This window comes from Flavobacterium frigidimaris (genome assembly GCF_002217275.1).
In the GTDB taxonomy this organism is placed as follows: Bacteria; Bacteroidota; Bacteroidia; order Flavobacteriales; family Flavobacteriaceae; genus Flavobacterium; species Flavobacterium aquidurense.
In genome coordinates this window covers 149,267-175,251 of sequence record NZ_MUGV01000020.1, presented here as the reverse complement: position 1 = coordinate 175,251, position 25,985 = coordinate 149,267, and the positions used below count along the sequence as shown (strand labels likewise).

Sequence of the window (25,985 nt, the reverse complement as noted above, 5' to 3'; positions counted from 1 at the left end):
TTAAGTTTGTTAATTATTTGAAAGCCCTTTTCTTCTCCTTTTTTTCTTTTTTCTTTTCAGGTCAGACGGAAGAGTACTGCCTGGAAATTCTCTTTTAAAAAGTTTTATAATGAGCTCCTGTAATAGAGGTGTAAAAAGGTTTTTTGATTCGAGTATCCCTTGTATTTCAAAGAGTGTTTTAAGAGGTGACGGAAGTGAAATTTTGCCAGAGATAATATTCTGAATAATTTCTGATTCCGACTTCCTGCAGTTCTGTTGTATAGCAGCAGCTGAGAATTCTTTTCCGAGTTCACTTCCATTACATACCTGTTTTGAAACATGATCCACGTATGTTAGTCCGTAGATTGATCCATTTTGGGCATGCCTCTTAATCATTGTAATTCCCTGCTCTTCCAATGCCTTTGAAAGTTCCTTTATTGAAGGTCTTTCAGATTGAAATACAGCCCTTATGGCATTTTTTATCCTAAGCCCTGGCCTGGAATTTTTAAGGGTGTTTTCTTCGAATTTTTTCTCCAGGAACTTAAGTGTTGGCCGGTTGTAGAAATCACTTGCTTTAATAGGTACTCCAGTGGTTTTTCCATCTTTATCGAGTATTCGGTAGACAAGTCCACCGCCTTTAAAAACACGGGAGTTTTCCCGGCCTCTGTCAGCTGCTACATTATAAAGATTAAGAACGGCATTGAGCTGTGGCAGGCTTTTATATTGATAGGTATTTAGCACAAAATCCAGAACCTGCGAGACTGCTTTTTTGGACTGAATTTTTCCATATCCTACTTTGGAGGCACTAATGGGCTGAATTGCGAAATTAATTTGTTTTTCTCTTCCTTGGGCTTTTATAAGATTAAAGTCTTTTTCAATTTTTACCCGGGCAGTTTCAGACTGATTCCGCCCGATATTTTGCATGTCAATTCTTTTGCCGCTTGGCCCTACTTTAACCGATACGATGTGAATGTGCGGGTGTCCGGCATCAAAGTGCTGATACACCAAATAAGGCTGCTCTGCGAAGCCGATTCCAGTCATATAACTAGAGGCAATATTCATTAATTTCTCATGGTCCAAATCTTTTTCCGATGGATGGAAATTCAGAGAAATATGTACACTTCCGCGTTTCACATTTTCATTGAGTTCCAATTGTCTAAGCAGCAGATTTATCTTTAACGAATTGCTTAACTGATCATGGTCTGCAGGATAATTTCCCTGACCAATGCACAGGGCTTCACCCAAGGCAACTTTGTTTTCATTATATTGAAATATCCGACGGACTGATTGTCCGGTTTTAATTATTGCAACCATTTTTCTGCGAGTTTAAAAACGCATATTTGTATTTTCTCAATTGATTCGAAGAGCCTTTTTTTCTCTTCCCGGGATGACAAAATCCAAGCCTTAAATTCAGGAATTTGATTGAGAGTGTGCAGTTTTTTCACTGCCTGATTATAGTTGTTTCCAACTGCATTAAGGTCACAGCGAAGCCTGCTCATCTCTGTAATAAAATCATCTAGGGATTGGTTTCGGTATTTTAAAACAACAGGTTTACCAAGCAGATTTTTTCTGGCAAAATCACTGAGTTTAGGACAGAGTGATTTTTCAAATCTGCCTTTCAAAAGATCCATCTCTGCTGGGGTTAATCGCAAATGAATCCATTTGTTTCGGTTTGTATTTTCCTTTTTCATTTATTCTTCTTTTCATTTTCTAATACAGTTTTAACATAATAGGGTCTCTGCCGGCGAGTTTCGAGCCAAAAGGCAGCCAGATAGCGGTTGTGATACAACCGGACATCTGGCCGACTGCGCAAAAACGGCAGTCTTTTAGCTGTTTAAAAAACAACAACATTTAAAATTCCAAAGCAGCGGTAAAAATTTCTGGAATTCCTCTTAAAACTTTTAAAGAGGCAAACGAAGTTAATAAAGCCTTATGAGATACACCTATGATGAGTATATTATACTTATCAAACTATTAGAGGGTATTTCTACCTTTAGAGTCTTGATTATTAATTTAAAACGTGAAAAATTATGATTACAAAAAATGATGTTGCCAAGGTGTTTGATACAGTTTTGAGTACCCCCGGCATGAGTGAGACGGTGAAGATTGATTTGAAAATTTCACGAAAAAATGTGTTGCTTTTGAGCCATATAATTAAAATGTCGCTGGGATCAAAAAAAGAAGATTCAATGCTTCTAGAAAGTATTTCTATCGATAGCGAGCAGGACCTTAAAAGCATTTCTGAAGAATGCCTAATAAAAGCTGGGCTTGTAGAACTTAATGAAAAGCTTTTAAATCTTAGCGAATCAGTGAAACAATAAATTGCTGTTAGTTATAAAGTTCTGATGCTTAATAGATAATTGTGTATCTATTAAGCATTTTTTGTATGAAAAATTGCCTGATTTGGAAAAACTTTGGCTTGATTTGGATAAGTGGAATTTGAAGCTGCTGATTTACATTTGTTTATGTTTTTTTTCTGATTATGACCGATGGAATCTATAAAATTTAATTACCATGAAATTAAACGAAAAATATAAAAATCTAATTATAGAGGTTATTTGCCTTTTGTTCGTACTGTTGTTTGTTTATGCAGCAGCCAGTAAGCTAATGGATTTTCAGCATTTCAGGATTGAATTAGGACAGTCTCCGCTTTTAAGTGCTTTTGCTCAGTGGCTCGCTGTGCTGGTTCCTTTAGCTGAATTTATGATTTGTTTACTATTGATTGTTCCCAAATACAGACTGGCAGGATTATTCTCTGCTTACGGATTAATGGTAATGTTTACCGTTTATATTTTTATAATACTCAACTATACTTCATTTGTGCCATGTTCCTGTGGAGGTGTTCTGGAAAAGCTTGATTGGAAATCTCATATGATTTTTAATCTGGTCTTTGTATTTCTTGGCGTATTGGGAATTATTTTCTATAATAGTAGTACTAAAGCGAAGAGCCATTTTATAAAAAACAGAAAGTTAATAGGACTGTTTTCCGTCGTAACAATAAGCGGGATAAGTTTAGTGATTGCACTATTTATGCTTTCTGAAAACTTGGTACATTATCATAATAAACTAACCAGAAGATTCCCTCAGACTCCTATCCATCAAACTGCAATTACAGATTTAAAACTTAATTCTTTTTATTTTGCAGGTATTGACAGTACGCATGTCTATTTAGGAAATACCACAGCTCCATTAGTGATTACAACATTGAATTCTAAACTGCTGCAAACGCAGAAAAATATGATTGATCTAGATCATAAAGAACTCCCCTTTCGAGGAATTGCGGTCATGATAGAACCTCCTTATTTTTTTGTTGTAGACGGTACAGTGCCGTGCATTTTTAGGGGTAAAATTAACAATTGGAAAGCCGAATTGATTCATAAAAAAGGAGAGTACTTCACAACAGCCAAGATCATCGATTCCAATACAATAGCTGTTGTGTCTGCTAATAAAACTAACGGTGACAATGTTCTTGCTGTTGTCCAATTACAAAATAATGGACTAACGATACTAAATCCAGAGATTCTGCAAAAACAAACTGATGGTGTTTTTGATACAGATGGTATATTATTATACAGTAGAGAAATGAAAAAAATCATTTATCTATATGCCTATCGCAATCAATTTACACTTGCTGATAATCGCCTGAAAATTGATTACAGAGGAAACACAATAGATACGATTACAAGAGCTCAATTACATATTGAAAAAGACAAAAAATATCATCAAAGGCAGTTTTCCAAACCTCCATTATTTGTTAATAAAAACAGTGCTGTTTACAACAACTTGCTGTTTGTCCATTCCGCTATTCCTGGCCGGTATGAAGATGATAAAATGTGGAAAGATTCTAGCATCATTGACGTTTATGATCTTAAGAATAAAAGTTATGTTTTAAGTTTCTGTATTAGCAATCATGATGGAAAAAAAATGCGCTATTTTAAAGTAATAAATAATCAAATGTATGTGCTTGTTGGGACTCATATTATTCGATATAGACTGGATTCAAAAATAACATCACATTACACAAATCAAAATGTAAATAATCTATTGGCCAAGTAGCAGGGAACTGATCGAAAACCTGTAAAAAAGAGTAGATCATTAACCATATAAATTATATTATTATGAAAACTAATTTTTTAAAAACTATTTTACCACTAGCAGTAATTGCAGTGGGATTGACAAGTGCAGCAAGCACTTCGTCTCTGAATAGAAGTTCAAAATCCGTAGCTCAATTGGGCTACCGACACATTGCAAATCCAGAAAGCTGTAACGCTGTACAGGAGTGTGATGAAAATGGTAATTTTAATTGTAAAATCGGCTCAAATGGCCCACAACTTTATGATTCTAATTGTGTAACACCTCTGAAAAGAAGTACAGTAAATTAAATCGTAAAAATGATGCCGTCATCTATTTATAGGTGACGGCATTTTTTTGGATATTTATGATACTATTTACTGAAATCGCTGTTCATCCAGTCTTGTTTTTTCTCATTTTTTAAATAATGATTAAACCATTGCAAAATGCGGACATTCAGATCTTCTGCATTTTCTTTAATTGCCATTTCATGACCTTCATTAGGATAGACCAGCAATGTATGATCTTTGTCTAAACGCCGTAAAGCCAGGTAAAACTCCATGCTTTGCAAAGAGTGAATATGTCTGTCATTTTCTCCTACCCATCCTAATAATGGTGTTTTAACGTTCGGTGCCAAAAGCACAGGAGAATTTTTTAGATAGCTTTGCATATCTTCAAATAATGATTTTCCAATCCGGATTTGATTCTCTTCAGCACGATAGAAATCCGGCTGTTTTCTAGATCCGCTTACATACAAATAGCTGCTAACCAAATCTGTCCATGCAGCTCCGGCAACTGCTGTTGCAAAGCGATCGGTTTGTGTTATGATTAAGTCGGTCTCATAACCTCCAAATGAATGTCCTATTATTGCGACTCTTTTGGAATCTATATCACCTTTGTCAACAACTGCATCAACAGCACTTAGCACACTTTTAGTTACTGATTCCGCCAAATTACCATAGTCATAAACTATGTCTGGATACAAAACAAAATAACCATTATTAATAACATTTGTAACATTGAATCCATCCTCGGTTAATAGGGAAGGATTTACGTAATCATTTATATAAGCAAATTGACGTTCATATAGATGAACCACCATCGGATATTTTATACCTACCTTAAAATCTGAAGGATAACATAAAAAGCCTTTTATTTTTAAACCATTTACCTTATATTCAATAGGCTCATTTCTACCCCAATAAAAACTTTTCTGCTGCGGGTTACTTTGCATTATCTCCATTGGCTTATCCTTGTATAACATTAGCCTTGGAGCCAATTCAAAACTCTGATCTGTATACAGGTAAATATCTTTGTTAGTTGCTTTTTTAATCTCATCAATTTTCTTGTCTTCCCAAACCATTTCTTTCATTCCAGTTTTTAAACTCCAATGACTAAGTCCATTTTGACCTGTTTCTCGGTTGGCAGTTTGTAAAAGGAAGCCTTTTTTAAGATTGAGAAAATACTTCTTGGATTCCGTACTACTGTAATATGGATCTGAATTGAATACCTTAATTCGATACGATTTTTGTATTTCGCGTCCTTTAGTAAGCCTTTTTTTAACGCTGCCATCAAGTGAAAGTTGCCACAAATCATACCGGTCGTAAAGTATAATTCCATCATTTTCAGTCCATCCTCCAATTCCATATGAAGGAGCATCAATAGGCATGTTATAATCTTCCCGAAAAAAAGATTCTGATAAACCCTGCGATATGTTGGTGTGTGTATCTTTAGAAATATCATATATCCAGCACTGCTGACCTTTCGTGTAAAACAAGTAGTTTCCGTCAGGTGATCCTAGAGGCAGAAAATCACCGGTTCGATGTTCTATTACAAGTTTCTTTTTTCCAGTATTTAAATCTAGTATATATAAATCAAAAGGTTCTGATTGATTCGTATTAGGTTCATACGCTGCAGGATCATAAATGAAGGCATGCTTGTAATCAGCACTTAGAAAACCGGAAGGAAAATGCTTATCTGTTATTTGCTGGACTTTATTTTTATCTACAAACCAAATTGCCATTTTGTCGTTTAATTTATAATCCCCCTTATGCTTTTTGAAATCGAACAAAAGCTTGTCTTTTGTGTTCCATATTTGCACTGAATTGGGATTAATAATATCATAATCGGCTGGATTTTCCTTTAACCAAAAAATTACGCGTTTGCCATCATTGGAAAGTATAGGTTTTTTGTAAATTGGATTTGAGATTTTCATGGCATACGGAAAACCATCTACGATCTTTGAATCCAATATACTGAGTTTATCCTTGGTTATATTGAAATTAAAAAGCATTGAATCAGAAACTTTATTTTCATTAAAAACGATCGAATTTTCTTTCCATTCCAGACCAAGAAACGGGGCTGCATGATTAGCTATTATTGTTTTAATTTCGATTGTATTTTTTAACTGCAGCATTTCAATGCCATAAGTATTATGTTTTGCAACACAGTACACAATGCCATTTTTAGCCGGATCAAAACAGTAATTGGTTATGTCAAAAACTTCACGGACAATTTTGCCCTTTTCATTCCTAATTTCCAGTTTGAGTTTCCTGTTTATTTGTCCTGTAAAAATTGCCAAGTACTTATGATCTGCTGAAAAATCAAAATCGTTATTACATGGCACATTATAAACTACGCCTGATTTAAGATTTTGCACAATAAGTGTGTCCCGTACAATGCAGGCAAAATTCGATTCTCCATTAAATTTTCCGCCTGTCCCATCTGGAAAAACAAACTTTTTGCCGGACCTGTTTTGCTGGACAAATAACGTATCTGCATTCCTGTTATTATAATTTAAAATATAGCTGGACCAATTTCCATCATTGGATATCTGATCGGGAATCAAGGTACTCCACAAATCATAATCCTTTACGGTCATGATTTTTTTTTGTTTAGCCTGCCCCCATAATAGGGGACAGGTTACTAAAACAAAAATAAAAATGGATGCTCTTAAAAAGCGGTCAATTATTAAATTAATAGCCTGCATTTTGAGGAGAAAGATTAGGGTTTAACATTAATTCGGTTTGCGGTAACGGAAGCAATCGATACGTTGTCTTCCATTGTGGCTTAACAGGTGAAAGCACTTCGTCCAGTTTGCCAAACCTTTTAAGATCAAAAAAGCGATGGCCGAATTCAGTAAAAAATTCCAGACGACGTTCGGCTTGTAGAGCATTCATAATTTCATTCGGAGTTGTTGCAGCAGTATTTCCAAGACCTGCAAGATTTCTGGTTTTGTTAAGATCTTCCTTGGCACCTATAAGATCACCGGTACGGGCGCGGGCTTCCGCTCTGATTAAATACTGTTCTGCCATTCGGAAGACTATCGAATATTCCAATGATGTAGCAGTATTAGATTTTTCTTTGTATTTGTATGGATGGTACCAGGTTGATGTTCCATTGCTTACGGCTTTTAACCACTTCGTTTTTCGTAAATCATCATTGCTAAAGGCATTTACTAAATTTTCTGTAACTGCCACTGAAGGCGGAGGTCCCTGAATAAAAATAAATACATTGCCCTGATATGTATTAGCACCCTCTTGATTAGACATAAGCTGCCATATCGTAGCTTTGCTTTCTTTTTTAAACTCTAGATCCAATGATGCTGGCCAAACATATAAATCAGTTTGGTTTAGCACTGCTGACGCCATATTTGAGGCTTCTTCCCATTTCTCTGAATAGAGATAAACCCTTGCCAGTAGTGCCTGAGCGGTACCTTTATTTGGACGAACCCTATTGCTTCCATTGTATTCGTTATGTAAAAGATCAACGGACTGTTCTAAATCTTTCTGAATTAGATCATAGACTACTGTTTCGGGCATTCTATGTGCCGTACTATTGCTTTTATAATCAGTTGTAGAGATATAAGGAATTGGTCCATAAATGTTTAATAGATAAAAATGAATTAAGGCCCGTACAAAAAGCGCCTCACCTGTGAGTCGCCGTTTATCATCAACAGGTAAAGACTTAGCTTTTTCCACTCCTTCTATTACTGCATTAGCCGAATAAATTTGAGTATAACTGCTGTTCCATAATACTGCTATTTGAGGATCTGTGGCTAAAAGAGTGTTGTTGTAGTAATTTGCTGGTCCTGTCCCTGAAACTCCATAATATTTAAGCTCATCAGTATATAAGCCTAGTTGGCTGCAAATTCCAGATGGATAACCGGTCAGTATACCAGTGTCCCTTATTTTAGAGTAAATATCTACCATTGCTGCGTTTGCAGTAGTTTTGTCTTCAAATACAGTACCTGAGGTCAATTGAGATGAAGGAAGATCCACTTCTGTAAAATTTGAGCAGCCATACAGAAGGCATAGCAGAACAAACGGCAGAATAGAAAGGTATATTTTAAAATTGGCGGTTTTCATGATAAAAGATAAATTAAAAAGTTAATTGTATTATGCTTGAGAATACGCGCAGCGGAGGTAGATAGCCCGAATATTTAAACTCTGGATCAATTCCCTTGTATTTAGTTATGGTGAAAACATTTTGACCTTGAAGACCAATTTTACAACTGAATTTTTTAGTCCAATTTTGTGGTAATTGGTAGGTCAAAGAAATATTTTTTAAACGAATATAAGAGGCATCGCTTATAGCTGCGTCACTTGAAGAAAACTGGTAATAGGCCAGAGTGCGATTTCCGTCGCTATCGCTATAAGCCTGATAAGGACCCAAATCATTTGGATTTTGCCAACGGGATAGGACTGCCAATGGCTGATTTGTCATTGTACCAGGCATAGGAGTGTAAAAATTAGTATTTAAATTTTCCTGTTTAACAAACTGAAACAAAAAATCGAGATCTACATTTTTGTAACGAAACTGGTTTTGTAGTCCTCCATAGTATTTCGGGGTCAGATTTTTAATGGTTTTTTGGTCATCACCGAAATTTACCGAGCCGTCTCCATCTGCATCTTTAAATTGATAAGTACCCGTAGCAGGATCAAGTCCAGTATAATGGAAAACTTTTATAATATTTAAAGATTGTCCGATTACATACTGATTTTTAAATGATGATGTTTCGAGTCCAGGAAATGAAATCAGCTCATTTTTAGTACTAGTGATATTAAAACTTGAAGTCCAGCTAAATTCGCTGTTTTTAATATTTATCGTTCTTACAGTGAATTCCAACCCACTATTTTGCACGACCGCATCTAGATTGGCCTGCATAGAGGAAAATCCTGTTGTACCTGAAAGCGGTATTCCGACAAGCTGATTAGAAGAACGGTTCTGGAACCATGCAACGGTTGAAAATATTTTATCGTTTAAAAAGCCGGTTTCAAGCGCAAATTCCAATTTTTTGTTTGTTTCCCATCCAAAATCAGGATTAAATAACCTACTTGGCTGCAGCCCTGAAACACCTTGATATTTGGTTGGTGTTGTGCTGTAAGTGTCTAAGTACTGATAATCACCAATTTGGTCATTTCCTGTGACGCCATAACTTGCACGAAGTTTTCCAAAACTTAAAAAAGATAACCGTTCTTTAATCACTTTTTCTTCACTAAACACCCATGCAACGCCAAAGGCTCCAAAATTGGCAAATTGATTGCCAGGCCCAAAACGGCTGGAACCATCACGTCGGCCGGTCAGATTAAGTAGATACTTACTTTCCCAATTAAAATTTACCCTTGCATAAAAAGCTTCGTATTTATATAAATTTTCATCACTGCTTAAAACTGTATTTCGGGCTGCTGATGCAGGATTTTCCATAAGACTGTTGCTGGGAAATCCGATGGCATAATTCACCAGTTTACTTCCTTTTTGCTGTTGAAAAGTTGTTCCCACTAAGGCATCTATATTCATTTTGCCAATCTTACGAGTCCAATTTATTTGAGGCTCAATTATCCATGAACTCCGATTAAGGTTATTTGTAAAGACAATAGAATTTTCGCTTCCTGAACCATAGGCAGGGTTTAAGGCAGTGGAAGGACGCAAATTCAATTGTTTCTGAGTGAGGTTAGTATATCCAAAACTGCTTTTTGCAGTAAATCCTGCTCCGATATCATAAGATAAAAGTGCATTGGCAAGCAAATCATAAGTCTGCCCCTTAATTTTACCTTCCAGCGGAGCTATTGGGTTATCAAAGGTGTTATTTTCCCAATTTAGATTTCCTGAGGAGTCATATAGGGAAGGTGCATTGGGAACCAACAAAAGCGCTGTAGAAGTGATATCAATAGCTGGTAGACTGCTTGATTGCGCAGTATAAATTGATGAAAAGTTAATTTTAAATCTTTTGTTTTCTGATTCGTGATTTAGACTCAAGTGCCCGCCTGCTTTTATATAATCAAAACTCCCTGGAAAGACCGTAGTTTCTCTGCTATAATTACCACTTAGCAAAAAATGTGTCTGTTCAGATCCCCCTGAAAGTGAAGATTGCAGGTTAGTATACGTTGCAGTACCTCCGATCAGCTCCTTTTGCCACTTTGTATTACGGTTCTGATCCCAAGTACCATTAATATCATAAGCATAATCTGGATATTCAGTTAAACCATCATTAGCAAAAGCTTCCCTGCGCATGGTTAAATACTCTGGAGTCTGCAAAACATCCATGAAGCGAGCAACCTGACCGAATCCATAAGAATAAGTTGTAGAGAAAGTCGTTTTGCCTTCTTTGCCTTTTTTGGTTGTGATTAGGATGACTCCATTGGCGCCCCGAGATCCATAAATTGCAGTCGCATCGGCGTCTTTAAGTACTTCTATGGCGGTAATATCACCAGGGTTGATACTATTTAGAGGACTATTCTCAGCAGGAATATTACCGGAGGTCATATTACTTCCAATACTCTGAGAAGAGTAAGGTACACCATCAATAATATATAATGGATTGTTTCCATTGAAACGCAAACTATTCTGCCCACGGATTTCAATCTCGAATCCACTCCCAGGTAAACCTGTATTCTGGGTTATATTCACTCCGGCCATTCTTCCCTGCATTGATGCCAGAACATTTGTCACGGGCTGAGTTTCTATATCTTTAGAGGTGATACGAGCGATGCTTCCTGTTCGCTCTTTTTCTTTAACGGAATAATACCCCGCATTTATTTTTACTTCCTGCAGAGTGGTGGTGTCGTACTGAAGAGAAATATCAATTTTTTTTCTTCCCTCAATAGGAACTATTGCTGTTTTAAATCCTAAAAATGATACGACGAGCGTATCGTTTGGACTTGCCGCAATGGAAAATTGACCATTATAATCCGTTATTGCGGAGATTTGTGATTTGTTTTTTACACAGACCGAAACGCCTGGAAGCGGAGAAATGTTATCTGAGACGATTCCCTGAATGGCATACTGTAAAGAAGTTTTAAAATTCCGGTTAGAAACTGCGGCCGAAGATGATGAAAAAGACAGAAGAAAGCCAGCAAAAATTAGGCAATAAAGCGCTCTTCCATCCTTGTAGAATGAAAAATAATTCATAATATTGGGATTGGTTAGTTAAATATGCATTTGATTAGCTATGGTCCTCTATACTAGTTTAGTCGCTGTGGTAGAGGGCCATTTTTATGAATTAAGGAGACGGCTTAATGATCATAATTAAGAGTTTTTACTTCACATGTAAATAGTTTAAAGGTTTGACTTGTAAAGGCGAAACTTAAAAAAAAGAAGAAATACCGCTAAGAATAATAAGAGAGTTTTGAGCATAAAAAAGCGTGGTACTCAGCTTAAACGTCTCTGGTACTTGGCATGACCTCCACGAATAAGTGAGCCCACGCCAATAGACGTGAGCATCATACTTATCATCTCGTGGTTAAACTGCCAAGTTTCGAGCCGAGATTCAAAGCGAATGCTTCAAATATTTTAAATGAAGGATCGCAAAAATACAATTCATTACTGAATATGAAACAAATATAAAAATATTTTTCAAATACTGGCATATATCCCAATGATATTTTTATCGATAAAACGGAAATTGCTTGAAAACTTAATGAAATGGAATTAAATGCAGATTTGCAAAAATATATAGGAAAACGAATTTCTGAGATAAGATCAAAAAATAACCAAACACAACAGGATATTGAATTTTTGACCGGTATTGATTCTGCTGAGGTTAGTAAATACGAAAGTGGTAAACGAAACTTAACATTAAAAACTTTAATGAAATTCGCTAGTGCTTTACAAGTACATCCTAAAGAATTGTTTGATTTCGAATTTGATATAAAGAAATATCGAGTTGAAGAATAAATGAAAAAAAAAATCTATAGATGCTTCGGCATCTTTTTTTATGCTCAATAATAATCTAAAACAGGTATTTATACTGTGTGGTTTTATCTATTAAAAAACTAATTTGCCATTAATAAATCCCATTATGGAAAACCGTAAAATAGAATAAAATTGGTTTTGTAGGTTTGTTATTAAAAATAGATTAATAGCATAAAGTTTTTGAAAAACTGATGAGTTGGAGCCATTTTATGGCAGGAATAAATTAGTTGTATACAATGTAGAAAAACCTCCTGAATAAAATTAAGATATATGACAAAAACAATTACTGACTTTTCTGCCAAAGAACCATCTTTGGGTTACTTCTACCAAATTAAATATGCTTTGTTAATTTTACTTACGTACTCTAAAGAACTTGACAACCCAAAAGTCAGAATTGAAAATCTAGATGACATTGAAATTGAGGATGTGAATACTTTACAACTTTTACAAACTAAATTACATATTAAAAACAAGGCGAATTTAACTGATGCCAGCGTAGACTTTTGGAAAACAATTAGAATATGGTCTGAGCATATAAATAATGGCTTAATTGACTTAGAAACTACAATTTTTAATTTAATTACTACCGAAGAGATTCCTACTTCTAGTTTGCTTTATAAATTCAAATCTAATATATCTTTAGACAGCGAAATTTTAGAAATAATTAAAAGTCTAGACAAAATTTCAATGGAATCTTCAAACAAGACTAACGAAAAGGCATATTTAGCTTATCAAAGTTTATCTGTCGATAATAAAAAAAGTTTAATTAAAAGAATTAGGATTTTAGATAATTCGATCGGAATCACCGAAATTAATGGTAAAATAAAAAAAGAACTTATTTATTCAACATACCCTAGTTCTTTAGATGCTTTTCTTGAAATATTAGAAGGATGGTGGTTTGCAAAATCAATAGACAATTTAACATCCCGAATCGACTCCATTAGTTCAAGTGAATTACAGCTAAAAATAGCTAATATCAGTGATTCTTTTCAAGCAGATAATTTACCTAATCATTTTTCTGTTCAATTAGAAATAACAGACGAAGATGTAGAAAATTTAAAGGAGAGAAATTTTTTAAAACAATTGGACCTAATAAAGATAAATGCTAATTCAAAAACTTTGAAAAGAGCAATCAGTGATTTCAGAAGAGCCTTTGAACAACGTTCTAAATGGTTAAGGCTTCAATTATTAAACCCCGATGAAGAAGAACAATATGATGTAAAACTATACGATTATTGGCAAAACATCTTCGATATAATGTGTGACGAAGCAGAAGAAAAAAGCATCGAAGAAGTCATTGAACTAGGAAGAGGATTTTATATCGAACAATTTGCCAAAACTTGTCCACAAATCAAAATTCGAGAAAAGTTCAATGAGGACTATTTGACACGAGGAAGTTATCAAATGCTTTCAGATTCTAAAAAAATTGGCTGGCATCCAAATTACAAAAAAGATATATGAATATAGGTTGGACAGAACGAAATACAATTGTTGCAAATTTATTTAACCCTGCGTTTTGTGGGGAAATTATTAGAGCAACTGCAAAAGAATATAACAAACATACTAATACTAACTTTCCGTATGCATTTGCCTTTTTGGTATTACCAATAGTACTGCACAAAGCTACTAGAGAACGTATGCCAAGGTCAGTTAGAACATACTATTTTGTTTGGGTAGAACAAAATGACGATTTGTTTTTTGATTTTCCCAAACGTACACGAAGTATGGTAAAATATACAAAAGAAGCACTATTATTTTTACTTGCCCATAACAAAATTGAACTTAATGAAAAGGCTGAAATACTAGCAACTGATGAAAAAGTAAAAATAATAAATAAGGAGGAATACCAAGAATACAACGATATATTAAAAAAAGCAGAAATGCTTGGTAAATGGTTGTCTTCAACAAGTGATGTTAAATCAATATACTCATTTTTAAGAATAACACCATAATTATGCAAATACAGAAAATCATATTATATAGCCATAGTGGTGAAAAAAGAATATTGCCATTTGAACTTGGCAAAGTAAATATTATAACTGGAGAATCTAAATCGGGTAAATCTGCTTTAATTGAAATAATTAATTATTGTTTAGCTTCAAGTGGTTGTGATATTCCAGAAGGTATTATACGTGATACCGTATCGTATTTTGCAATCCAAATTATTTTTAATGATACAGAGACAGCATTTATAGCTCGTGAAAACCCGAATGTCAAAGGTATTCAAGCTTCAACTACTGTCTGCCTCCTTCGGAATATTGGAGAAATTCCTCCTAATTTAGAAGATATAAATTCTAATTTAAATGTAGATGCTTTAAAAGATTTTTTAACCCGTAAAATTGGTATTTCTGAGAACGTCCACGTTCCTGATTCTCTAACAAGGGAACCATTAAAAGCTAACTTTAAACATTCACGTTTTTATTGCTACCAGCCTCAATATTTAGTTGCGGACCCATACCAACTTTTTTATAACCAAAATAAGGAATTTGTTCCGCAATCCATAAAAGATACGCTTCCTTACTTTTTAGGAGCTGTCAATGAAAATTCATTAGCAATTGAAAGTGAAATCACTCAATTAAAAAAAAATCTTAATCGATTAGTTAGAGAAAATCGAGAGTCAGAAAAAATAAAATCAGAAGGAACTAGTCAAGCATATTCCTTAATAGATGAAGCTAAAGAAATTGGAATTTTAGAACAATCTGTTAATCCTCAAAATCAAAGAGAGGCGTACACTTTCCTTGAATATGTTTCAAATTGGGAGTTTCAACCACTTACAGTAAAGGCCGAAAATTCTGCATTAAAGGAACTAATCGATAAAAGAAGTGAATTAAAAGTAGAACTAGGTAAAATATCTGATAATAAAAAAGCAGCAACCGACTATCTAAAGAGCTCTTTTGGATATTCGTCAGAAGCAAAACAACAAGAAATCAGGCTTGAATCAATCAATTTGTATAATAATTCAAATCACGATAAGTCATTGTGTCCTTTATGTGAAAATCCACTTACTAATTCAATACCTACAATAGAAAACATAAATCTTTCTTTAGCAAATATCAAAGAAGATTTAAAATTTACAAAAGCTGAAAGTCCTAGAATTCAATCATATATAGATTCAGTAGAAACACAATATCATTCTGTAGAAACAGAATTAAAAAGAATTGAAAAAAGCATATCTGCTTTATATGTTGAGAATGAAAAAGCTAGAACTATAAGAGATTTAAATTTACGAAGAGGAAAAATAATTGGTCGAGTAAGTTTGTTTTTAGAGAGTGTTTTAGTTGAGCAAGAAACAGAAAATATTAATTCTAAAATAGAAAATCTAAAATCTCGAATTACTGAATTAGAAAAAACTGTTGACAGCGATAATGAAAGAGAAATCCTGTTATCAATATTAAATAAAATTAATTTACAAATGAGTAAATGGGTTGAAGATTTAGATGTTGAATATGAAAATAACCCAATCAGGTTTGATATAAATAAATTAACTATGTTTATTGACTCTGACACTAAACCAATTGCGTTACCTCAAATAGGGAGTGGTGCGAATTGGGTTGCTTATCATTTACTTATTGTATTTGCACTTCATAAACATTTCATTCAAAACAATAGACCTGTGCCAAGTTTTATAGTTATTGACCAACCTACACAAGTATATTATCCGCCAGAAAAAAATGAGAATGTCGTTGAAGTAAGTGCAGATGAAATAGCAGTTAATAAAATGTTCGATTTTATGTTTAATGTAGTTGAATCATTGACACCAAGATTGCAAGTTATTATTACAGACCACGCCTATCTTAAAAACGAGAGATTTGAAAAATCAGTAACTGAAATTTGGAGGGATGGTTTAAAATTAATCCCACATGAATGGTTAGCAAACTAATTAAAGCACTGGATATAACAGCACTTACAAGAAATAGGCATTACATTGGTTTAATAAAGCTTTGTGCTTTGCATCAAGTTCAGTACTGGCAATTGGGCGAAAAAACTTTTAAAGTGTGACATGAAATTAGCCTTTCAGGATTCTGAAAGGCTAATTAAGTAAAAGTGAAGATAAATTTATTTCTTAGATTCCTCAATAGAGACTTTTCTAAACTCTTTTAAAAGTTTCTCAATTTCTAAAGAAGATTTTCTAGCTCTTGCACCAGCAGCTTTAACTCCTTTTTCTGATAGAGATTCTGATTCAGTTTTAAACGTTTCGATTTCAGCATTAATTTTTGCTATAAGATCATTCATGATAAATGTTGTTTTTTAATTACGGGGCAAAAGTAAAATTTTAAGTCAGAATTAAAATAGACAGATAAATAAATATCATAAATGTTTCTCTTTTCGTATCTGCTTTATAAAAAATGCGGTGGGCATTCCTGTTTTTGCTTTAAAAACCTGTGCAAAGAGCTGTGTACTACTGAAACCTGCCTCTTCAGCTAGTGCCTTATTTTTGAAATTTCTTGCTTTTTCGTTAGATTGAAGCAATGAAATTATGTAATCTATCCTAAGATCATTTATATATTCCGTAAAAACTTTATCACGATAATGGCGAATTATATTTGATAAGTATCTCGGATTAGAGTTAAAAGCTGTTGAAAGTTTAGAAAGATTCCAGTCTTTTTGAATAAACTTCTTTTCTCTTTCAAATTTTTCTAATTGTTTTAGTATGAAAGAAACTGTATCAGGATTTATATCTAGAATAGCCGGTTTTTCATTTTTTTGACGGGGTTTATTAATTTCGTCATTGCTATTCAACATCCATTCGTCATAATTTTTTTGATATAATTTTCGATTTCTATAATAACGAAAGGTCATAAAAAGAAAGCAGAGAAATAATAAAGAGGTAAAAATAACCAGCTTAGAATAATTATAACTTTTATTTTGAAGCTGAATCTGTATTTTTTCTTTTTCCAATACTAATTCCTGTGTTTGGTATTCTTTATTTATTTTTCCAACTAAATATTTAAAGGTATCATTTAAGACACGATCAGCTTTAAGAAGCTGGTCGATGTAATAAAGCTGCAGTTTTGGATTTTCGTTGTTTTTATAATAGTTGATAAGTAGTTCATACATTTCTCTTAAATCTGGGCGCAGGTAGCCTTTAGTATTAAAAAGATAATCGACTTTTTTGAAATACGGAATAGCCAGTTCAAATTTTCTAAGTTCCCAATAACTTTTTCCGATGTAAAAATACCCAACGGACTCATTTCCAAAGTCTTTTTTCTCCTTCATTTCGTCAATTGAAGACTGAATATTTTTTATAGATAATGTATAATTCTTTTTAAAATAGTCATTGATGCCTTCGGAATGAATAAAATATACTTCCATTTCTTTAATTCCAAAAGATTTACACTCTTTTAAACCTAAAGAATTTGTTTCTGTACAAAGACCATAATTTCCTTTTCTGTTGTAACATAATCCTAATGAATGTAGAGAATTTAGGTAAGGTCTTGGTTGCTCTTTTTTAAAATAGGAGATACATTCTTTAAGCAAAGAGATAGCTTCATCATAGTAACCCAAATAATATTTGACCAGTGCAATATGATATTTTAATTTGTACACTAGGTAATCATCATTTGTTCTGGAAATATAATTATTTGCAGTTAAGTAATTATCAAGAGCTGAGTTGTGCCGTTTTAAGCTGTAGTACACAATTCCTTTTGTTAGATAAGCAGATCCAATTAGTTTGTTATCATTGGATTTTTTAGCTACGTATACCATGCTATCTGCAAATTTAGTTCTCAACTTTTCTGGGGACGCATGCATTAGATTTTGATACCCTTTTACAATTTCATTCCATTTTTGTTCTTTTTGAGCTTTATGGAGATAGCTATACAAATAAACAGCAGCTTTTGAACTGTCTGTTTCAAATTGATCAATTCTTTCTTCTAAATAATTGTAGCTCTTTGTCTGCAAAGAATCGGGTATTTTAAAATTGCCTTTTTGAGAAAAGACAAAGTGAGAAATAAATAATAGGGATAATAGCAATTCAATACGTTTCATACGAAGAGAAGTTTTGGGGATAATTAATTTAAACTACCGTAGGAAATAAAAAAAAGTAAAGACAATATAAATTTACAATTTCTTAACTCAAATATAATATAAACAATTGTATTTTAATGTATTACTAGTAAAAAAGAGGGTGTGGATTTTCGGAAAATCCATACCTTTTTTTCTGAAAACCCATACATAACGTGTTGCAGGAGACTTTTCAAGAGAATAGATTTGTCCTGAATTCAAAAGCAAATTGTTCGGCATCGTGCTGAATAAAAGTTCTGCTTATCCGGATGAAACGAACTGAGAAGAAATTCTCATTCACCATTCAAACAAACTTATTATGAAAAATTTATTAATCACTTATGTATTATTATGTCTTTTAACTTCATGTACCTCTGATTCGGATTCTAACCCAATTGAAGTTAACAATGTATCAATCGAAAAATTAGGAAATGCTCAAATTGGACCAGAAAATAAGTTAAACCCTTTTGATAAGAAAGGGGCACTCTATTATGGTGCTCTTGCAGATTATCAAAGTAAAAATCAGGTTCCAAACTCGATAAAAGAAATAACAGAACAAATTAGATATATTTCAAGTAAGATTGGGAAAAAAAATATTACCCAAAAAGGCATAATAGTATTTAATGATTCTATTGTTGAATCAATTATGAGCGATCCGGATAACTGTATGATTAACATTGTACAAAATAGCCAGCTTGCATCTAATGCGAAAAGTACTTTAATAAATTTTCTGCAGGGTGTAATCAATCACCGACAGTTAGATTTTACTATTACATACGACTATATAGTAAACTTTGAAGAAACAATTACGGACGATACTTCTTTTGATGAAGAAGAAACTGAAACGATCTTAACGATCACTTCCATTTCCAGATATTCACTTTATTCCGAAACAGAACGAAAAGATAAGGATTGGGATCTTTCTGCAGGCAATAAACCTGCAAGAAAATTCTTTGTATCAAATGAGACATCTATTATTTCCATAATTGCTTTACTTAAAAGTATCCTTTAGAATGTTTTCTGATTAACTATGAGCTATTGTAAAATGAAACCACGAATTATTCTTTATACTCTCTTGATCATTTTTAATCTTGTCAGCCTTTATTTCATCATAGCTCTTTTTGGCTATGATGAAATAGTAGGTTACCTTTTTAAAGGAGGCAAGAAAATTATTGATCCTAGTAAACTGGCTTATTTGTTTTTTCTGACATGCCTTTTGAATTTGTATTTTTTATCACTAATACTGATTGAAAATTATTTCAAAGATTAAGACATTACGATTCTGAAGCAGTTTATTAATGAAATCTATTGAATCATTAAAAACGAAGTCATCATGATTAAAGATTTGCTAAATATTGACTTAAAAGAAGTGTTTAATGAAGGTTTAGATATTTATATTATTAAAAAGTATGATATCAAAACATCTTTTGATGAAAGTTTTAAAACTAAAAATTTATCTGTTATTTTAATAAAAACTGGAACCTTTAAAATTCAGTTGGAAGATATAGTTCAGGATTTATCTCCTCGGGACATATTGATTATTCCTGAAAATTCAGATTGTACTGTACTGGAAGTAAATCAAAAGCTTCAATTATATATAATTTTGTTTTCTTCTGAATTTGCTTTTAAAAATTGTCTAAAAAAGGAACTAGTTGAATCTTTTTATTTTTTTATTAGAAACACACCAATTCAAATAGCTTTGGAAGAAAAAGAGTTTTTAGTATTATCTCTAATATATAAGCTTATTTACTTTGTTCATAAAGATAACCTTAAGAAAGGATTTGATAATGAATTGCAACGGATCAGTTTTAATTTATTTCTTTATGAGCTAAAACTAATATATTTAAAATATACTTCAGATTCATTTTTAAATTTTTCCAGAAAAGAAAGTTTAATGATTCAATTTATTACTGTTCTATCAATCCATTGTAAGAAGCAACATTATGTCAGTTTTTACGCAGGAATTTTATTTGTTACACCTGGACACTTGAATAAAATTGTTAAACAAATGACAGGTAAAACAGTCAAAAATCTAATTACAGAAGCACTTATTATAGAGGCGAAGAATCTTCTTGAAGATTCATATTTAAGCATTAGTGAAATTGCTGAAGAATTAGAATTCGGCAGTATTTCCAGTTTCAGCGTTTTTTTCAAAAAACATACTGCTTTAGCACCTACGGAGTATCGTTCGAATTCTATCGAGAAATTCAAGCATCGTTAGTTTTCCTTGTATTAATTTTTAAAATTAGACAATACTATGATGAATAAAATATATCCTTTAGAATGGTTTGACACATTAATATCACAAACACTAAGCCCAATTAATCCTATTATTGATAAGCTCTCTAAAAAAGATTTTATGATTATTTCAGAGCATATTGAAAAGGAATCAAAAAATATACAAAACTCTCTGAAAAAGGAAATTTTTCTACTACGCAGAAAAAGAGAAGTACGTCTTCAGGTTAGAAAATACCATTCGAATCTTGTCTACCTTTTAGATACCATTATAGAATATCAAAAAACAGAGTTTGATAAAGATAGCCAGTTCTCAAGCGTTTTTGAATTACTACAAAATAAATTAGAAGAACTACTTTTAATTGTTGAAAGTCGATTTTCAGATTATTTAAGTCTGGATGAACGAGTTCCAATAACTTATTTGATGCTTTCAAGAAATGAACTGGAAGTTAATTTAAAAAGACTTTCTGCAAAGGCATCCGAAAATTTAAATACCACTAGTTTAAAAATTGTAATTCATAACGTTATCCATTTTCTCGGATCGTTCTCGAAAAAAAAAATAACCTACCGTCAGCTATTATATCATAAAGACCTATTGAAAGGAATTAAAAATATAGAAAGTAGCAAAGAGGTAAATCTATTTTCAGAAATTGATAAAGTGCTAATTGAAAAGAATTTTAACAGTAGAGATTATATAGATTATATAATTGAACATGTAAAAGAGGAGATTGAGGTTGAGGAATCTCTGCCAAATCGCATAACAAAACTGCTTTTCTATCAAAAAGAATTTGACAGGATTTATTCGAACGAAAAAATATCGTTTGATCCGTGCAGGAATAATATAAAATATGTTTTACAAAACTGGTTTAAACAGGAAATTAATTATTTTGAAAGAAACCTTGAATTTAATGTCAAAACAAATCCTGATGATGAAATTATTTTAAAACCTTCCAATGTACCGGAAAGTAAAATTGAATGTGATTTATCTGCTGATCAGATTGCTTTAATTCTTAGAGCTGCTGATGAATCAAGGATTGTCAAAGCAAGGTCAATGAATCATTTCTTTAAAATGATAGTTCCTTATTTATCAACTCCTTTTAAGAAAGAACTTTCCTATCAATCGGTTAGAAGCAAATCATATAATGCTGAAGATCGTGATAAAGACATAGCAATTCAGACTTTAGAAAAAATTATTAAAAAAATTAATTCATATTAGTCACAATATCAATTGTTTAATCTGGAGAGATTAATAATAAATGAGTAACAAATTTTATTATTTACGACACATTATAAAAAAAACTTAGATCATGACCTTAATAGCAATATTTTTTCCATGTATTTCTTTTCTTTTAAGAGGAAAGATTTTGACAGCATTACTCTGTTTAATTTTACAGATTACTTTGATAGGCTGGATTCCTGCGGCAATATGGGCAGTTGTATCTCTGCAGAATTCAAGAGCCGACAGGCGCAATAATAAATTAATTAAAGCTATGAGAAAATAGCAGAATACTGCCCAATTAAATGTAATGCTCGCTAGAAATAATAAATTTTATTGTTTCTAGCGAGCATTTTTTAGGCTGTAGCCTCAGTATTTACTAGGGGTACAAAAAGGTACAACAAAAGTTGTACTTGTAGAAACTTCATAGTAGTTGTTCCTTTGACATGTAAATAAACCGTAAACCTTGTTAGAAACAGTTTATAAAGCAGAAGATGATGTGTAACTATAAATGAAGATGATTATGCTTTCAAATATTTCCTGGAGTAACTATGCAGTTACAGTTGTAGTATTACTAATTTTTTGGTACCTTTTTTTAATGTTTAAATTCTATTCCGGCTCTTTAAAAGAGTTATTAAACGGAAGACGAAAACTTTACTTTTTTAAAACAAAATCTAAAACGGAGAATAATCAGATTAAAGATCTGTTTTCGGAATTCAAAGAACCTTTCGATACTTTGGAAGATGCCAGAGAACTCGCTGCAAGATTAGAAAAGGCAGTTGTTGAATCAAGGCAGACCCATATTTCTGGGGAAGTATTCAAAAATTATATCAAATGTATCCTGGAGGAATATCCTTATGTAAAGAATTCTTCTCTTCGGGAAAAAATTAACTCCCTTTTGGTCTCAGAATGCGAAAAGCACCCGCAGCTGACTTTAACTTACCCGGAAATGGATGAGTTGTGGGATGAGACCATTTCTTAAAAAAATACAGAGGAATATTCCCCGTCCGCTCTAGTGCGGTATGGTAGTATGTGACAAAGGAGAATAGCTGATGTGACGGCGGTATTCCTCTGTTTCTTATTTCGATATGTAACCTTTAAATGATGAATGATGAAAAAATGCAGATGGAAATTAAAAAGTTTATTACAGAAAAGAAAGTTGCTGATGACTTCTTTTCTCTTAGCGGTATTAATAAACGGAAACGGTTTTGCCCAAGACGGAGTAGCCGGAATTAATGAAGCCAACCAAAAAGTGCGAAGTTATTTTGATGCAGGTACGGAATTGATGTATGCTGTTGGTGCTATACTTGGCCTTATAGGAGCGGTAAAAGTCTACCAGAAATGGAATGCAGGAGATCCAGATACCGGAAAAGTTGCGGCAGCTTGGTTTGGAAGTTGTGTATTTCTAGTTGTGGTAGCGACAGTAATTAAATCCTTCTTCGGGGTTTAAATAAAAGATCTTATGAGTAACAGTGTTTACCAGATCAACAAAGGAATCAATCAGAGCATAGAATTCAAAGGTTTAAAAGCTCAGTACATCTGGTATTTGGGTGGAGGTGTTGTAGCACTTATGATTCTTTTTGCTGTGATGTACATAGTTGGCTTACCATCTCTCTTTTGTGTTGGACTCGTTGGAACAGCCGGTGCTTTTCTTGTTTTTAAAATATACAAAATGAGTAATCAATATGGAGAGTACGGCATGATGAAGGCAGTGGCCAAGAAGCAGATTCCAAAATGCATTAAAGTTTACAGTAGGGGTATTTTTATAAAGATATAGCTACAGAGCGTTAAATATAAAAATGAAGAGAAGATGGAGAAGAGGATGGAAGATTTACTGCCGATCATGGCAGTGGAACATGATTGTATTTTATCAAAGCAGTGCGATGTAACAGTGGTATTTAAGGCTGAATTGCCTGAGATTTTCACCTTATCGGACCAGGAGTATGAAGCATTTCATCAGTCGTGGATCAAGGCAGTTAAAGTGCTTCCAAAGTTCTGTGTTTTTCATAAGCAAGATTGGTTTTTAGAAAATGGCTACCGAGCTGACTTTACAAGTGATGACAGTAGTTTTCTAACCAGAAGCAGTGAGCGGTTTTTTAATGAAAGACCTTTTTTGGATCATTCCTGTTACATTATGCTGACCAAGAAACCTCAGGGAAGAAAGAATTCAAGCTCGCTTTTTTCAAATCTTCTTCGACACTCAATAGTACCTGAAGAAACTTTAAAAGCGCAGATGCTGCAGGATTTTATTGACTGCACCGGCCAGTTTAAAAGAATTATGGAGGACAGCGGTTTTGTAAAGCTTACAAGACTAAAGAACAATTTACTTAAAAGTGAAAGCCGAAAATTGGGGCTGATTGAAAAATACTGTTTTCTATCAGAACGGGATGATTCATTTGTTTTTAAAGATATCAGGTTTGATGAAAGTTTAGCGGTCGGCGATAAACACTGTCAGCTTTTTACCCTTGGGGATGCGGCTGATCTGCCGGCGTTGTGCGGTTCGAGAATCAACTTTGATCGGTATTCGACTGATAAAACCAAATTCAGTATCGGTTTTGCATCCACTTTGGGACAGCTTTTATCCTGTAATCATATTTATAATCAGTATCTGTTTATTGAAGACGCCCAGAAAACTATTCAAAAACTCGAAAGCAAAAGGTTACGACTTCAGTCTTTATCGGCATACAGCAGGGAGAATATGATTGCAAGGGATGCAACGAATGATTTTCTCAATGAAGCAATATCCCAGCAGAGACTGCCTGTTAAAGCGCATTTTAATGTCCTGGCTTGGAGCACAGATAAGGAAGAACTGAAGGAAATTAAAAACAAAGTATCATCAGCTCTTGCTCAGATGGATGCAGCGGCCAAGCAGGAAACTGTTGGTGCTCCGCAGATTTTCTGGGCAGGTATGCCGGGAAACGCGGCTGATTTTCCAATGAATGACACGTTTGACACCTTCACCGAGCAGGCAGTATGTTTTCTAAATATGGAAACAGGCTATAGGTCCTCGCTGAGTCCGATGGGTATAAGGCTTGGAGACCGCCTTACAGGAAAACCTGTTCATGTTGATATCAGTGATGAGCCTGTGAAAATGGGTATCTGCACCAATAGAAACAAGTTTATACTGGGGCCTTCAGGAAGCGGTAAGTCATTTTTTACCAATCATATGGTCAGGAGTTATTATGAACAGGGAACCCATATTGTACTGGTAGATGTTGGACATAGCTACAAGGGGCTCTGTGATATGGTTAAGGGGTATTATTTTACGTATGATGAGAAGAACCCGATTCGTTTTAATCCGTTTTATATTTCAGAAGGAGACAGTCTGGATACCGAGAAAAAAGAAAGCATTAAAACACTGCTTCTGGCGCTTTGGAAAAAAGACGACGAAACTTTTAACCGAAGTGAGTATGTGGCTCTTTCCAATGCTTTGCAGTTTTATTATGAAAAACTGGATAAAGAACAGGAAATCTTTCCGTGTTTTGACAGCTTTTATGATTTTTTAAAAGATGAGTTTGTAAAGATTTTGGAAACTGACAAGGTGAAGGAGAAAGATTTTGATATTACCAATTTCCTGTATGTACTAAGACCATACTACAAAGGAGGAGAATTTGATTACCTGCTAAATGCTACAGAGAATTTGGAGCTTTTAAAAGAGCGTTTCATTGTATTTGAACTCGATAATATCAAGGATCATCCTATTCTTTTTCCTGTTGTGACGATCATTATCATGGAAGTCTTTATCAGCAAAATGAGAAAGCTAAAAGGTATTCGAAAAATGATACTCATTGAGGAAGCATGGAAAGCAATCGCCAAGGAGGGAATGTCCGAATATATCAAGTATCTCTTCAAGACTGTCCGTAAGTTCTTTGGAGAGGCCATAGTGGTTACCCAAGAAGTGGAAGACATTATATCATCACCAATTGTTAAACAAGCCATTATCAATAACAGTGACTGCAAGATCCTGCTGGATCAAAGTAAGTACCAGAATAAATTTGATCAGATACAGGAACTGCTTGGTCTCACTGAAAAGGAAAAGGCACTTGTACTGTCTGTTAATAAAGCTAATGATCCTGATAAGAAATACAAGGAAGTGTTTATTTCGCTAGGAGGGATGCTTTCAAAAGTGTACAGGACAGAAGTTTCTTTGGAGGAATATCTTGCTTATACAACGGAAGAAAGCGAAAAAGTAAAAATGAATGCTTATGCCCAAAAATTTGGAGGTGACATCAAAAAAGGCATCGCAGCAATGGCTCAGGAGATAAGAGAAGGAACCTAAATGAAAATG

General features: G+C 33.6%; 22 protein-coding genes. 15 read left to right on the top strand and 7 right to left on the bottom strand.

The features are described from left to right. Positions 1-9: 9 nt before the first annotated feature. Both B0A65_RS13055 and B0A65_RS13050 read right to left on the bottom strand, forming a co-directional pair. The gene (locus B0A65_RS13055) at positions 10-1,293 is read right to left on the bottom strand and encodes a relaxase/mobilization nuclease domain-containing protein (protein ID WP_074662101.1); all 1,284 of its coding nucleotides are present in this window, start codon (positions 1,291-1,293) and stop codon (positions 10-12) included. After that, positions 1,281-1,670, bottom strand: coding sequence for a plasmid mobilization protein (locus B0A65_RS13050; RefSeq protein WP_074662098.1), 390 nt, complete (start codon positions 1,668-1,670; stop codon positions 1,281-1,283). Before B0A65_RS13050 ends, B0A65_RS13055 begins: the two co-directional genes overlap by 13 nt. Positions 1,671-2,009: 339 nt before the next feature. On the opposite strand from B0A65_RS13050, the gene B0A65_RS13045 reads away from it, so the two are divergent. From B0A65_RS13045 to B0A65_RS13035, 3 genes are all read left to right on the top strand, one after another. Continuing rightward, positions 2,010-2,300: a hypothetical protein gene (locus tag B0A65_RS13045; RefSeq protein WP_074662096.1), complete on the top strand. Its 291-nt coding sequence runs from the start codon at positions 2,010-2,012 to the stop codon at positions 2,298-2,300. Between the two features lie 193 nt (positions 2,301-2,493). Then, entirely contained in the window at positions 2,494-4,035 is a 1,542-nt protein-coding gene (locus B0A65_RS13040) for a MauE/DoxX family redox-associated membrane protein (protein ID WP_074662093.1), read from the top strand. A 62-nt stretch (positions 4,036-4,097) separates the two neighbouring features. Next, positions 4,098-4,361 carry a DUF6520 family protein gene (locus B0A65_RS13035; protein WP_074662091.1) on the top strand — a complete coding sequence of 88 codons (264 nt, stop codon included), beginning with the start codon at positions 4,098-4,100 and terminating at the stop codon, positions 4,359-4,361. Between the two features lie 62 nt (positions 4,362-4,423). Here the strand turns inward: B0A65_RS13035 and B0A65_RS13030 are convergent, their stop codons facing one another. The 3 genes from B0A65_RS13030 to B0A65_RS13020 all read right to left on the bottom strand — a co-directional run bounded on the left by B0A65_RS13030 (position 4,424) and on the right by B0A65_RS13020 (position 11,460). After that, on the bottom strand, positions 4,424-6,931 hold the full coding sequence (locus tag B0A65_RS13030; RefSeq protein WP_207556430.1) for a S9 family peptidase: 2,508 nt from the start codon (positions 6,929-6,931) through the stop codon (positions 4,424-4,426). Between the two features lie 94 nt (positions 6,932-7,025). After that, on the bottom strand, positions 7,026-8,417 hold the full coding sequence (locus tag B0A65_RS13025; protein WP_074662086.1) for a RagB/SusD family nutrient uptake outer membrane protein: 1,392 nt from the start codon (positions 8,415-8,417) through the stop codon (positions 7,026-7,028). A 13-nt stretch (positions 8,418-8,430) separates the two neighbouring features. Beyond that, positions 8,431-11,460, bottom strand: a complete 3,030-nt coding sequence (locus tag B0A65_RS13020) for a SusC/RagA family TonB-linked outer membrane protein (protein WP_074662083.1) — start codon at positions 11,458-11,460, stop codon at positions 8,431-8,433. A 513-nt stretch (positions 11,461-11,973) separates the two neighbouring features. Here B0A65_RS13020 and B0A65_RS13015 point away from each other — a divergent pair. The 4 genes from B0A65_RS13015 to B0A65_RS13000 all read left to right on the top strand — a co-directional run bounded on the left by B0A65_RS13015 (position 11,974) and on the right by B0A65_RS13000 (position 16,123). Next, positions 11,974-12,225 (top strand): helix-turn-helix domain-containing protein, encoded by a 252-nt coding sequence (locus tag B0A65_RS13015; protein WP_074662081.1) that lies wholly within the window; start codon positions 11,974-11,976, stop codon positions 12,223-12,225. 288 nt (positions 12,226-12,513) lie between these two features. Then, positions 12,514-13,704: an ABC-three component system protein gene (locus B0A65_RS13010; RefSeq protein ID WP_074662078.1), complete on the top strand. Its 1,191-nt coding sequence runs from the start codon at positions 12,514-12,516 to the stop codon at positions 13,702-13,704. Then, positions 13,701-14,195, top strand: coding sequence for a three component ABC system middle component (locus tag B0A65_RS13005; RefSeq protein ID WP_074662075.1), 495 nt, complete (start codon positions 13,701-13,703; stop codon positions 14,193-14,195). Before B0A65_RS13010 ends, B0A65_RS13005 begins: the two co-directional genes overlap by 4 nt. A gap of 2 nt (positions 14,196-14,197) precedes the next feature. Next, the gene (locus B0A65_RS13000; protein WP_074662071.1) at positions 14,198-16,123 is read left to right on the top strand and encodes a DUF3732 domain-containing protein; all 1,926 of its coding nucleotides are present in this window, start codon (positions 14,198-14,200) and stop codon (positions 16,121-16,123) included. Positions 16,124-16,299: 176 nt separating this feature from the next. On the opposite strand, the gene B0A65_RS12995 is transcribed toward B0A65_RS13000, so the two are convergent. Further along, a complete protein-coding gene (locus tag B0A65_RS12995; RefSeq protein WP_074662069.1) occupies positions 16,300-16,476 on the bottom strand; it encodes a histone H1 in 177 nt (58 codons plus the stop codon). A gap of 75 nt (positions 16,477-16,551) precedes the next feature. Beyond that, positions 16,552-18,231, bottom strand: a complete 1,680-nt coding sequence (locus B0A65_RS12990) for a helix-turn-helix domain-containing protein (RefSeq protein ID WP_074662066.1) — start codon at positions 18,229-18,231, stop codon at positions 16,552-16,554. 334 nt (positions 18,232-18,565) lie between these two features. On the opposite strand from B0A65_RS12990, the gene B0A65_RS12985 reads away from it, so the two are divergent. From B0A65_RS12985 to B0A65_RS12950, 8 genes are all read left to right on the top strand, one after another. Then, complete coding sequence (locus B0A65_RS12985) at positions 18,566-19,258, top strand: hypothetical protein (protein WP_074662063.1); 693 nt, start codon at positions 18,566-18,568, stop codon at positions 19,256-19,258. Positions 19,259-19,579: 321 nt separating this feature from the next. Then, entirely contained in the window at positions 19,580-20,467 is an 888-nt protein-coding gene (locus B0A65_RS12980) for a helix-turn-helix domain-containing protein (RefSeq protein ID WP_074662061.1), read from the top strand. A gap of 36 nt (positions 20,468-20,503) precedes the next feature. After that, positions 20,504-21,697 carry a hypothetical protein gene (locus tag B0A65_RS12975; protein WP_074662060.1) on the top strand — a complete coding sequence of 398 codons (1,194 nt, stop codon included), beginning with the start codon at positions 20,504-20,506 and terminating at the stop codon, positions 21,695-21,697. Positions 21,698-21,788: 91 nt separating this feature from the next. Continuing rightward, on the top strand, positions 21,789-21,983 hold the full coding sequence (locus tag B0A65_RS23690; protein WP_074662057.1) for a YqaE/Pmp3 family membrane protein: 195 nt from the start codon (positions 21,789-21,791) through the stop codon (positions 21,981-21,983). 237 nt (positions 21,984-22,220) lie between these two features. Beyond that, positions 22,221-22,679, top strand: coding sequence for a hypothetical protein (locus B0A65_RS12965; protein WP_123890341.1), 459 nt, complete (start codon positions 22,221-22,223; stop codon positions 22,677-22,679). 183 nt (positions 22,680-22,862) lie between these two features. After that, positions 22,863-23,147, top strand: coding sequence for a DUF4134 domain-containing protein (locus tag B0A65_RS12960; protein ID WP_394335684.1), 285 nt, complete (start codon positions 22,863-22,865; stop codon positions 23,145-23,147). 12 nt (positions 23,148-23,159) lie between these two features. Next, the gene (locus B0A65_RS12955; RefSeq protein WP_074662054.1) at positions 23,160-23,474 is read left to right on the top strand and encodes a DUF4133 domain-containing protein; all 315 of its coding nucleotides are present in this window, start codon (positions 23,160-23,162) and stop codon (positions 23,472-23,474) included. 33 nt (positions 23,475-23,507) lie between these two features. After that, positions 23,508-25,976 carry a TraG family conjugative transposon ATPase gene (locus tag B0A65_RS12950; RefSeq protein ID WP_074662052.1) on the top strand — a complete coding sequence of 823 codons (2,469 nt, stop codon included), beginning with the start codon at positions 23,508-23,510 and terminating at the stop codon, positions 25,974-25,976. Positions 25,977-25,985: the final 9 nt, after the last annotated feature.